At 56.7% G+C, this 10,114-nt stretch carries 13 protein-coding genes and 1 tRNA gene; 7 read left to right on the top strand and 7 right to left on the bottom strand.

All coding sequences use genetic code 11. The annotated features are described in order from the left end of the window. From GKG34_RS11575 to GKG34_RS11565, 3 genes are all read right to left on the bottom strand, one after another. The coding region (locus GKG34_RS11575) for a recombinase family protein (protein WP_173015255.1) at positions 1–317 on the bottom strand (317 nt) is incomplete at its 3' end. 247 nt (positions 318–564) lie between these two features. After that, the gene (locus GKG34_RS11570) at positions 565–1,221 is read right to left on the bottom strand and encodes a hypothetical protein (RefSeq protein ID WP_154256281.1); all 657 of its coding nucleotides are present in this window, start codon (positions 1,219–1,221) and stop codon (positions 565–567) included. Between the two features lie 446 nt (positions 1,222–1,667). After that, positions 1,668–1,744, bottom strand: a tRNA-Val gene (locus GKG34_RS11565). Positions 1,745–1,923: 179 nt separating this feature from the next. Between GKG34_RS11565 and GKG34_RS11560 the strand changes: the two genes are divergently transcribed. Then, positions 1,924–2,091 carry a FeoB-associated Cys-rich membrane protein gene (locus tag GKG34_RS11560; RefSeq protein WP_044953787.1) on the top strand — a complete coding sequence of 56 codons (168 nt, stop codon included), beginning with the start codon at positions 1,924–1,926 and terminating at the stop codon, positions 2,089–2,091. A gap of 55 nt (positions 2,092–2,146) precedes the next feature. Here GKG34_RS11560 and GKG34_RS11555 read toward each other — a convergent pair whose 3' ends face one another. Together GKG34_RS11555 and GKG34_RS15920 are read right to left on the bottom strand one after the other, a co-directional pair. Further along, the gene (locus GKG34_RS11555; RefSeq protein ID WP_005942844.1) at positions 2,147–2,383 is read right to left on the bottom strand and encodes a hypothetical protein; all 237 of its coding nucleotides are present in this window, start codon (positions 2,381–2,383) and stop codon (positions 2,147–2,149) included. Continuing rightward, positions 2,355–2,717, bottom strand: coding sequence for a helix-turn-helix transcriptional regulator (locus tag GKG34_RS15920; RefSeq protein WP_243139256.1), 363 nt, complete (start codon positions 2,715–2,717; stop codon positions 2,355–2,357). The genes GKG34_RS11555 and GKG34_RS15920 overlap by 29 nt, the downstream gene beginning before the upstream one ends. A gap of 195 nt (positions 2,718–2,912) precedes the next feature. Here GKG34_RS15920 and GKG34_RS11545 point away from each other — a divergent pair, with 195 nt between their 5' ends. Genes GKG34_RS11545 through GKG34_RS11530 form a run of 4 tightly spaced genes read left to right on the top strand, consistent with a single transcriptional unit; the run spans position 2,913 to position 5,420 of the window. Next, positions 2,913–3,530, top strand: coding sequence for a LexA family transcriptional regulator (locus GKG34_RS11545; protein ID WP_120120483.1), 618 nt, complete (start codon positions 2,913–2,915; stop codon positions 3,528–3,530). A 48-nt stretch (positions 3,531–3,578) separates the two neighbouring features. Continuing rightward, complete coding sequence (locus tag GKG34_RS11540; protein WP_005942855.1) at positions 3,579–3,797, top strand: hypothetical protein; 219 nt, start codon at positions 3,579–3,581, stop codon at positions 3,795–3,797. Between the two features lie 12 nt (positions 3,798–3,809). Continuing rightward, positions 3,810–4,508 carry a tRNA (N6-threonylcarbamoyladenosine(37)-N6)-methyltransferase TrmO gene (gene tsaA, locus GKG34_RS11535; RefSeq protein ID WP_005942858.1) on the top strand — a complete coding sequence of 233 codons (699 nt, stop codon included), beginning with the start codon at positions 3,810–3,812 and terminating at the stop codon, positions 4,506–4,508. Positions 4,509–4,520: 12 nt separating this feature from the next. Beyond that, entirely contained in the window at positions 4,521–5,420 is a 900-nt protein-coding gene (locus GKG34_RS11530) for a LysR family transcriptional regulator (RefSeq protein ID WP_154256279.1), read from the top strand. 116 nt (positions 5,421–5,536) lie between these two features. Here the strand turns inward: GKG34_RS11530 and ugpC are convergent, their stop codons facing one another. Beyond that, positions 5,537–6,652 carry a sn-glycerol-3-phosphate ABC transporter ATP-binding protein UgpC gene (gene ugpC, locus GKG34_RS11525; RefSeq protein ID WP_005942864.1) on the bottom strand — a complete coding sequence of 372 codons (1,116 nt, stop codon included), beginning with the start codon at positions 6,650–6,652 and terminating at the stop codon, positions 5,537–5,539. A 124-nt stretch (positions 6,653–6,776) separates the two neighbouring features. Between ugpC and GKG34_RS11520 the strand changes: the two genes are divergently transcribed. Continuing rightward, positions 6,777–7,622 (top strand): AraC family transcriptional regulator, encoded by an 846-nt coding sequence (locus GKG34_RS11520; RefSeq protein ID WP_005942868.1) that lies wholly within the window; start codon positions 6,777–6,779, stop codon positions 7,620–7,622. A gap of 3 nt (positions 7,623–7,625) precedes the next feature. On the opposite strand, the gene GKG34_RS11515 is transcribed toward GKG34_RS11520, so the two are convergent. Continuing rightward, the gene (locus GKG34_RS11515; RefSeq protein WP_005942872.1) at positions 7,626–8,927 is read right to left on the bottom strand and encodes an MATE family efflux transporter; all 1,302 of its coding nucleotides are present in this window, start codon (positions 8,925–8,927) and stop codon (positions 7,626–7,628) included. A gap of 205 nt (positions 8,928–9,132) precedes the next feature. On the opposite strand from GKG34_RS11515, the gene GKG34_RS11510 reads away from it, so the two are divergent. Next, entirely contained in the window at positions 9,133–10,092 is a 960-nt protein-coding gene (locus tag GKG34_RS11510; RefSeq protein ID WP_005942875.1) for a carbohydrate kinase, read from the top strand. Positions 10,093–10,114: the final 22 nt, after the last annotated feature.

Raw genomic sequence — 10,114 nt, 5'->3', positions numbered from 1 at the left:
GGTTCCATGGCAGACACCAGATGGACACCGTTCTTTTCCAGCTGGTACTTGTAGTTCACGGCATCGAACCGATTCCGGGCAAAGCGGTCCAGCTTCCAGACCAGAACTACGTCGAAGATTTTCTTTCCGCTGTCCTTGATCATCCGCTGAAAGTCTGGGCGGTCATCCGTTTTGGCAGAGTAGGCACGGTCAATGTAGGTGCCGACCACGGTGATGCCGTTCTTCTCGGCGTAGTCCTTGCAGTCGCGCAGCTGTCCCTCAATGGACGCTTCACGCTGGCTGTCGGATGAATAGCGGGCGTAGATTACGGCGGTCATGGTTGCACCTCCTTGGCGCGTATTCGACTTGCCTTTATAGTATCGGGTCAAGCGTAGCTTGTCAACAATCTGCGAGCAGATTGAAATGTGAAAATTGCGAAACGCAGCGAAAAAGGTGAGAGCAAGAATCGTCCCGTGGCCACAAATTTTCAATTCTTGAAAATTCTTGCCCCTTTGGGACAGCTTCTTGTTGGGGCGTGCCTGCCCCAAACCCTGCTAGGAACGAGTACAGCAAACTGGAAGTTGTTTATCCAAAATGAAATGGAATAACCATATCAAGTAAAACCGCAAGAACTATACTAATCGTTCCCATTAGCGCAGAACTCCTCAATGTGTCTCTCCTCAAAACAATAAGTCCAATAATAAAGACTATCACTTCCAAAACAGATTTTGCATTAAAATACCAGCATCCATATACAAAGCACATATTGAACAATACTGCCAAAATCAGCGCTGATAGTATAAATGCCAGTTTGCTTTTCCCCTTTGCATACCAACAGGCAAAAGCCAATAATGGAGAAACAGCTGTAAATCCAAACCAAATCATCGCATAACTTCTTGGGAAAAATCCTGCAATATAGTTTGAATACAAATAGTAGCTTGCAACCATACCAACAAAGAATACAAAAACATTGATGCTTGCTCTTATTGCAGAATTGCTATAAATAGAAATACACAGTGCAATCAATATCCAGATTGCAAAACGCCCAAGAAAATTACCAATATCTAAGACTCCATTTATTGCCATAAGCACACCTGGAAGTTCAGTTTGACGAAAATCCAGATATTTTGAGAAAGTTCCCAAAGCTATTCCGAGAAACAATATCGCTATGGTATTTATAAGTTTTCTATTATTGGATATTGGATTTTCTGCATTCCTTATATCATTCAAAAAATTTATCATAATTACCCTCACAAATTCTTATTTGTTGAACTAAGCCGAGTATACCATACTCTCCAATGAAAGAACACCCCGATATAGTGAAATTTTGCCATTTTTCTGCGTACGTGCGTACACGCTCCGCAGGGATTCTAAGGGGCTTGGCCCCTTGGCACACAGACTTTGGCACAAAGTCTAGTGTGTTACACCTTGCCAGAGGTGTACGCGCTCTCCCGGTACGCACGTACGCAGCGATTACCCCCAAACGCGCCATATAGGGGGACGACCAAGTTCGCACAAAGCGAACTTGATTCCACAAAACAAAAGGCAGGATACCATCACCACGATGATACCCTGCCTTTGCTCGTTCCTGTTTACCGTTCCAAGTAGTCCTTCCTCAGAACCTCTTGCAAACAAAAAACATACCCGAACCCTTTCTCGTAAAGAATCGGGTTCGAGTACGAACTGTATGGTGGAGAATTAGGGACTCGAACCCCAGACCCCCTGCGTGTGATGCAGGTGCTCTAACCAGCTGAGCTAATCCTCCATATTTTGTTTTGTGCGTTCCGAACTGGAACGTGATTATTATAGCACGGCCTTTGCCAAAATGCAAGCCCTAATTTTAAAAAAATCACACTTTTTGTATCCGCTTTCCGGTTGCCCTTTGATGCCAAATCGTGTATACTGAACATAGAAACTTTCCCACCGGGAAAAGAGGTACAAAAAATGCTGACACTTCGTGGAATCATTACGCTGATCGTTCTGATCGTTCTGTTTGCACTGGCCGTTGTGTGGATCTCCAAGCAGGGCGGCTGGAAGGGCGAGGGCTGCGGCGGCAACTGTGCATCCTGCCACAGCCACTGCGAAAAACAGGACCCGAACAAAAAAGCCTGAGTTCAAAAATGCCCCCGGACATTGCCTGCTGGCAGCGTCCGGGGGCATTCTGCTTTCAACTTTCCGTCTCGCGGTAAAACACCCCGCGCTCTGCCGCGTACACGGCAATGGTGCTCAGCAGGTCCTGATGGGCTTTCTGGTAAGTAGTGCGGCCGATGTGCAGCTGATCGATCACATCGTCCTCCGTGCGGTGCTGCACATAGCGCAGCTCGAACAGATCCGCACGCAGCGGGTCGTTTTTACGGTAATAGGCAAGGCCCTCCTCAATGGCGGCGCACCAGCTGCGCTCCACCGGGCTTCGTGCACGCTGCCGCATCCCATATCGGTACAGTGCCAGCCGCGTCTGATTTCTCTGCTCGCTTGTCATGTTCTGCCCTCCTCTTTTCATCCGCGCGGCGTGCCAGCACTTCGCGGCGGTTCTGCTCTTCAAAAAAGCAGAGATCCCGCTCGTACATGCTCAGACCAAGCACCGCGCTCAGCCGTTCTGCTTCGCTCAGCTTGAACTGTGTGCGCCCCTGCAGTTTCAGGTTCAGTGCATTGGGGCTGATCTTCAAGGCTCGTGCCACATACTGCATCTTGTACCCACTGGCGCGGATATAATCCCGGATCATTTCAGTATTTGCCATATTCCTCTCTCCTTTTTTCGTATCGGCAATGTCGTTTCACAATCTTTAGTTGTAGTATATTCCTGCATTGATTCAGTGTCAACCCATTTTTGCAAATTCGCAGAAAAAAGTTGATTTTAATGCAATTTTTTGGTATACTTCTGGTAACAGCATTCTTTTTACAGAACAACCATACGTTTTTCAGAGAGGTTTCGCATGTCTGAGCTTTCTACCCGTCTGCATCTGCGCCGCAAAGAACTGGGCCTTTCGCAGGAAGAGCTTGCCCAGCGCATGGGCTATCGGTCCAAATCCTCCATTACCAAGCTGGAAAAAGGCATCAACGACCTGCCGCAGTCCAAGGTGGAAGAGCTGGCAGCCGCGTTGGAGACCACCCCTGCCTATCTGCTGGGGCTGGACGCACCCTGTCCGCCGCCGGGCTTTGAGCCGCTGCCTGCCATGACGCAGGTCCCGCTGATCGGTTCCATTGCCTGCGGCACTCCTATCACGGCAGAGCAGAACATTGAACGCTATATCGGCGTTCCCGCCGCGTGGCGCGCCGACTTTGCCCTGACCTGCCACGGTGACAGCATGTCCCCCACCATCTGCGACGGCGACATCGTATGCATTCGCTGCCAGCCGGAGGTGGAGCAGGGCGAGATCGCCGCAGTGCGCATTGGCGGCGAGGCCACCCTCAAGCACTTCCACCGGCAGGGTGATGCTGTGATGCTGCTTGCGGACAATGCCGCCGTCTGCCCACCCATGATCTTTACCGGCCTGCAGCTGGAAGAGCTGCACATTGAGGGCCGCGCTGTCGGCCTGTGCCGGGGGCTGTGAGCCGCCTGCAGTCTTTCAGGCACGTTTCATAAAAGGAGGAGGCTTCTCATGTTTTTCTCCCGCAAAAAGCCTGCCCGTTCTTACGACCCCGCCACCCAGCAGCCTGCACTGCGGTGCAGCATCTGCACCGGGGAGCAGGTGGCCGGTTTCATCTCCCCGGATGGCCATTTTGAGGACGTTCAGCTCATTCGCACGCCTCAGGAACTGGACGCATTCCGGGCACGGTACAGCATCCCGCCGGAATGCCCCCTGAAAAAGATCTATTAAAAGGAGTTCGCCATGCCCACTGCACCTGAAGAGATGACCCTGAAGGTCATTGCCCATATCCATACTGCCTTTCCCACCAAGTTCGGCATCCCGCGCCAGAGCGGCCTTGTGGACGAGCTGCGCGGCGAGGTGATCTTTACGCCCGAATACCGCAATGCCGATGCCGTGCGCGGTCTGGAAGATTTTAGTCACATCTGGCTGGTGTGGCAGTTCTCCGGCGCGGTGCGGGACAGCTGGTCCCCCACTGTACGCCCGCCGCGTCTGGGCGGCAACACCCGCATGGGCGTGTTCGCCACCCGGTCGCCGTTCCGCCCCAATCCTTTGGGCCTTTCCAGCGTGCGTCTGGAAGGCATCGAGCACCGGCCGGACATTGGCCCGGTGCTCATCGTGCGCGGTGCCGACCTGATGGATGGCACCCCCATCTACGACATCAAGCCTTACATCCCCTATGCCGACTGCCACCCGGATGCCGCCGAGGGCTTTACCGGCCAGACCCAGTTCCACCGTCTGCAGGTACAGTTCCCGCCCGAACTGCTGGCACAGGTGCCGCAGGCCGACCGCGCCGCCCTGACCGGCGTACTGGCAGGTGACCCGCGCCCCTCCTACCAGCACGACCCGCAGCGGGTGTACGGCATGGAGTTCGGCCCGGTAGAGGTGCATTTTACCGTGGATGGCGAGATGCTCACCGTGACCGGCATCGCCCGCCGCTGAGAGGAAGCGTTTATGGAACTGCGGAACATCAATACCTTTTTGCACATCGCCGAGCTGCACAGCTTTTCCCGCACTGCGCGGCAGCTGGGCTATTCCCAGTCGGCGGTGTCCTCCCAGATCGCACAGCTGGAAGCAGAGCTGGGCGCACCGCTGTTCGACCGCGTGGGCAAGACCGTGCGGCTCACCGATGCGGGCCAGACCTTTTTAGGCTATGCACGCACCCTGCTGGCCACGGCCCAGCAGGCGCAGGCTGCCCTGCAGCCCGCCCGGCAGATCAGCGGCAGTCTGCGCATCGCGCTGGCGGATTCGGTGTGCTCCACCTTCCTGCCCGGTCTGCTCAAACGCTACCACGCCCTGTGCCCGCAGGTGGAGCTGGTGCTGTGCACCGCCACTGCCGACGGGATGCTGCAGATGCTGGGCACAAATCAGATCGATCTGGCCTATACGCTGGACCAGCCCCTGCTGCAGCCCAATCTGGTGCTTGCGGCGGATGTGCCGGAGCCGGTGTGTTTTATTGCACCGTCGGCTCACCCGCTTGCCAGGCAGGAAGTTGTTACGCTGGAAGAGCTGCCCCGGCAGGAATTTCTGCTCACTGAGCGCGGCATGAGCTACCGCGACGCTTTGGATCAGTGCCTTGCCGCCCGCGGCCTTGCCATCCACCCTTATCTGGAGCTGGGCAGCGCTGCGCTGCTGTGCCAGATGGTGGAGCAGGGCATGGGTCTTTCCTTCCTGCCGGAGTACATCGTGCGTCCGGCGCTGGCCGCAGGTCGTCTTGCCCGGCTGAATGTGCCGGACTGCACCGTGGAGATGCATCGTCAGCTGTTTTATCACCGTGACAAATGGCTGACCCCTCAGATGAAAGCCTTTATCGAGCTGGTGCGCCAGCCCGCGCCCAGCACTGCCAGCAAATGAAAAGAGCACGGGTCCATTGAAGCGCAAAGCTGAACACACAAACGAAAAACCGCCGAAGGCTTTCCTTCGGCGGTTTTTCTTATGATAGGAGGATCAAAAATGATCATCGCTAAATATTAGTTCAGGATGGTCAGCTCGGTCTCGATGTCGAACAGGTGGACCTTGTGGGGATCGAATGCAACGCGGACGGTGTCTCCGTTGCGTGCCTTGGAGGTGGGAGCCACACGAGCGGTCATCTTGTTGCCCTTGTACTCCAGATACAGGTAGATCTCAGCGCCCATCATTTCGGAGACGTCCACCTGAGTATCCAGCTGGCAGTCAGCGTGCTTTGCCATAAACTCGGGCTCGTCGTCGATGTCCTCGGGACGGACGCCCATCTTGATCTTCTTGCCGACGTAAGCATCCAGCTTGCCGTCTGCGGTCTTCTCCTTGGGCAGGGGGATCACGTCGCCGCCCAGATCAACACCGTACAGCTCACCCTTCTTGATCAGGGTGCCGTCCAGGAAGTTCATCTGGGGGCTGCCGATGAAGCCAGCAACGAACATGTTGCAAGGCATATCGTACAGGTTCTGCGGGGTATCGACCTGCTGGATGATGCCGTCCTTCATAACAACGATACGGTCGCCCATGGTCATAGCCTCGGTCTGGTCGTGGGTAACGTAGATGAAGGTGGTAGCCAGCTTCTTGTGCAGCTTGATGATCTCGGTACGCATGGAGGTACGCAGCTTAGCATCCAGGTTGGACAGAGGCTCGTCCAGCAGGAAGACTGCCGGGTTACGAACCATTGCACGGCCCAGAGCAACACGCTGACGCTGACCACCGGACAGAGCCTTGGGCTTGCGGTCCAGCAGGTGCTCGATCTCCAGGATCTTAGCAGCCTCGTGCACGCGCTTGTCGATCTCGTCCTTCGGGGTCTTGCGCAGTTCCAGACCGAAAGCGATGTTCTTGTAAACGGTCATGTGGGGGTACAGAGCGTAGCTCTGGAACACCATTGCGATATCACGATCCTTCGGGGGAACGTCGTTGATCAGACGGCCACCGATGTACATTTCGCCCTTGGAGATCTCCTCCAGACCGGCGATCATGCGCAGGGTGGTGGACTTGCCGCAGCCAGAGGGGCCGACGAAGATGATGAATTCCTTATCCTGGATCTCCAGGTTAAAGTCGGTAACAGCGGGAGCGGTAGCACCCGGATAGATCTTATAGATGTGCTGGCAGCTGATCGAAGCCATAGTCGTTTGCCTCCATAATTTTTAAGGTTCTCACGCTCTTGACGGCGTGTTCATTCGTTGGTACTATAATAACAGATAATTTTGTGATATAAAATAGCATTTTATTGATTAGAGGTGTCAGATATTGCTTTTTGACTGGAACACCATCGCTTTTCCCGCTTCAGTGCAGGATCTGCAGCTGTCTGCCCCCCTCACCCTCTCCGGCGAAGGACTGTGGGTGTGCCTTGTGTCCAGCGGCCAGTGCTCTGCATCCGTACCTGCTGCCGGGCCGCTGCCGCTGGGTGCAGCGCTCATTTTGCCGCCGCAGTCCGTGCCTGCCGGGCACCTGATCCTGAGCCGTGCCCCGCTGGCCCTTGTGCCGGAAAGCATCTGCCATCTGCTCTGCGTCCAGCTTACCGGGCAGGCGGCTTCCCAGTTTCTGGCCGGGCTGCACGAACTGCCCTTCCTTGCCAAGGGCGGTTCCTGCCCGGCCGCTGCCGAACTGATGGACCGCCTTGCTGAGGAAAAGGCCGCCCACAGCCGTGCCCGCAGCCAGTTGGCCTACGCACTGTTGTGTGAGCTGGCCGATGCCGACAGTGCCGCGTCCGCCCTGCCGCCGCTGGTGCAGGCCGCCATTGAGGACATCCGCGCAAACTACGCGGGCCTTTACGGCGTGGAGGAGCTGAGCGAGCGGCTGGGCGTGTCCAAGAGCCATCTGGTGCGCACCTTTACCGCAGCCATTGGCGTGCCGCCGGGCAAATACCTCACCACTGTGCGCGTTGAAGCAGCCCAGCGGCTGCTGCTCCACCGGGAGTACACACTGGACGTGGTAGCCAGCCTGTGCGGCTTTTCCGGTGCCAACTACCTGTGCCGGGTGTTCAAAAAAGAAACCGGCCAATCCCCCGCACAGTGGCGGGCAATGGCCGGTCACGCCGCGCAGAGTGGGCTTTCGCCCGAGGAATCTCTGCGCGAACAGGAGCTTTATATTTAAGGGCTATGCGGTCTGCTTTTTACCGCGCAGCAGCAAAAACAGGGTCAGCACTGCGGTGAGCAGTTCCGATGCCGGGAACGCCGCCCATACGCCGTTCATGCCAAATAGGCGGCTCAGCACCAGCGAGCAGGCCACGATGGCCACCATGCCGCGGCAGATGGAGGTTACGGAGGCTTCCACCGGGCGGTTGGTCGCACTCAGATAGCCCGCTGCCACGATGTTGAACCCGGCAAAGAAGTAGCCCACAAAGTACAGCCGCATGCCCATGTGGGCAAACTGCGCCATCTGGGCGGAGCTTTCGCTGTTGAATATGCCCACCAGTGCATCGGTAGCACCAAAGATGATGCCGTACAGCACCGCTGCCAGCACCAGTGCGGTGCAGCTGCCCAGGATGAGCAGCTTTCTGGCACCGGCCTTGTCGCTTTTGCCGTAGCACTCGCTCACCAGCGGCTGTGCGCCCTGTGCTACACCATTGAAGATGGCCGTTGCCACCAGCGCAAAGTTCGCCACCACGCCATAGGCCGCCACCGCCACATTGCCCGCCAGACCCAGCAGCAGGAAGTTGAATACGGTGGTGGTAACGCCGGAGGACATCTCACCCACAAAGCCGGAGATGCCAAGCTGGCAGCTCTGGCCCAGCAGCCTTGCCGAGGGGCGCTGGCGCACGAACTGCACGCTGTTCTCCTTTTTAAAGAAGTGGCGGCTGCAGATGGAAATGCTGATGATGGGAGACACGGCGGTGGCCAGCGCCGCACCGGCCAGCCCCAGACCCATGGGAAACATGAAAATATAGTCGAACACCACATTGAACAGGCTGCTGCTCAGGGTAGCCACCATGGCAAGGGAGGGGTCGCCGTCGTTGCGCACAAAGGCCGACACGATATAGTTGCACATGAAGAAGGGCGTGAACATAAGGAAGATACGGGCATACGGGATGCCCAGCGCCATGATCCCCGCGTCACCGCCCATCAGCCGCAGAAGGCCGCCGGGCGCAAAAATGCCCACCAGCAGGAACGGCACGCTGAGCACACAGGCGCAGAAGATGGCATTGGAAAAATAGCGCTGGCAGCGCTCGTCTCCCTGCGCCTTGAGGATGGCGTAGCGGGTGGCCGCGCCAAGGCCGACCATGGAGCCGACGGCAAAGATGAAGTTGTAGACCGGCAGGCAGAGGTTGAGCAGGGTCACGCCGTCGGTACCCGCCGCCTGCGAGATGAAATAGGTATCGGCCAGAATGTAGCACGAGGTGCCCAGCAGGCCGAAGATATTCTGTGATACATATTTAAAGAACTGTTTTGTCAGGTTCATCCAAGTTCCCTTTCATGGCATTTTTTACGCATACCGGCATATTTTAGCACACCCCAAAATGCAAGTCAACACAAAAACGCCCTGTACCGCGCAAAAAAGCATTGACAGCCCGGGCTCTGGCCCTTACACTGGGAGCGGTCACAAAATCATCCCCCTCGCCGGGGGAAGTCTTTTATTACCAGCATCTTAATTTGGGAGGTTCTCTATGTCCGGCAGCACACTGTTTTCCATTGGCGAAGCACTCATCGATATGATCCCGTCCAGGGTGGGCTGTTCTTTTGACGAGGTTTCCTCGTTCAGCCCGCGCACTGGCGGCGCACCGGCCAACGTGTGCGCCGCCTTTGCCCGGCTGGGCGGCAAAAGTGCTTTTCTGAGCCAGCTGGGCGACGACCCCTTCGGCCACAAGATCGCCCGGGAATTGGAAGCCTGCGGCATCGACCTTTCCCATCTGGCCTTTACCGATAAGGCCAACACGGCCCTTGCCTTCGTCAGTCTGGAAGAGGACGGCAGCCGCACCTTCAGCTTCTACCGCAAACCCTCGGCGGACCTGCTCTATTCTCCGGAGCAGATCGACCCTGCATGGTTCGCCGATGCCTTTGCCCTGCACTACTGCAGTGTCTCGCTGGTGGACAGCCCCATGCGCTACGCCCACCTTGCGGCCATTGCCGCCGCACGCGAAGCTGGTGCTATCGTCAGCTTTGACCCGAACCTGCGCTTCCCCCTCTGGCCGGACCGCGACATGCTGCGCGGGACCGTGCTGCAGTTCCTGCCGCTTTCCAACATCCTCAAAATTTCGGATGAAGAGCTGGAATTTCTCACCGGCACTACGGACATTGAATCCGCCCTGCCGCAGCTGCTTGTGGGCGATGTGCAGCTGGTGGTCTACACCTGCGGCAGCAGCGGTGCCCACGCCTACACCCGCACCGCCCATGGCTTTGCCCCCTGCCGGAAAGTCCGGGCTGTGGACACCACCGGCGCAGGCGACGGCTTCATCGGCTCGTTTTTGTGGCAGCTGGAACGTGACGGCGTGACACTGGAAAAACTGGCAAAGCTCAGCAAAACAAAGCTGAACGAATACCTTGCCTTTTCCAACCAGTTCTGCGGCATCAGCGTGCAGCAGCACGGTGCCATCGACAGCTACCCCACCCTTGACCAGATGCAGTAAAGCATACAATATGCCCTACGTC

Source organism: Faecalibacterium sp. BIOML-A4 (genome assembly GCF_009679665.1).
Classification (GTDB): domain Bacteria; phylum Bacillota; class Clostridia; order Oscillospirales; family Ruminococcaceae; genus Faecalibacterium; species Faecalibacterium taiwanense.
This window is presented reverse-complemented; position numbering and strand designations above follow the sequence as displayed.

Bases quoted from the DNA above. Each gene is read 5' to 3' on its own strand.
- GKG34_RS11570 (WP_154256281.1), bottom strand. From the start codon at position 1,221: ATGATAAATTTTTTGAATGATATAAGGAATGCAGAAAATCCAATATCC.
- ugpC (WP_005942864.1), bottom strand. From the start codon at position 6,652: ATGGCTTCGATCAGCTGCCAGCACATCTATAAGATCTATCCGGGTGCT.
- GKG34_RS11560 (WP_044953787.1), top strand. From the start codon at position 1,924: ATGCTGACACTTCGTGGAATCATTACGCTGATCGTTCTGATCGTTCTG.
- GKG34_RS11545 (WP_120120483.1), top strand. From the start codon at position 2,913: ATGTCTGAGCTTTCTACCCGTCTGCATCTGCGCCGCAAAGAACTGGGC.
- tsaA (WP_005942858.1), top strand. From the start codon at position 3,810: ATGCCCACTGCACCTGAAGAGATGACCCTGAAGGTCATTGCCCATATC.
- GKG34_RS11540 (WP_005942855.1), top strand. From the start codon at position 3,579: ATGTTTTTCTCCCGCAAAAAGCCTGCCCGTTCTTACGACCCCGCCACC.
- GKG34_RS11510 (WP_005942875.1), top strand. From the start codon at position 9,133: ATGTCCGGCAGCACACTGTTTTCCATTGGCGAAGCACTCATCGATATG.
- GKG34_RS15920 (WP_243139256.1), bottom strand. From the start codon at position 2,717: ATGGCAAATACTGAAATGATCCGGGATTATATCCGCGCCAGTGGGTAC.
- GKG34_RS11530 (WP_154256279.1), top strand. From the start codon at position 4,521: ATGGAACTGCGGAACATCAATACCTTTTTGCACATCGCCGAGCTGCAC.
- GKG34_RS11515 (WP_005942872.1), bottom strand. From the start codon at position 8,927: ATGAACCTGACAAAACAGTTCTTTAAATATGTATCACAGAATATCTTC.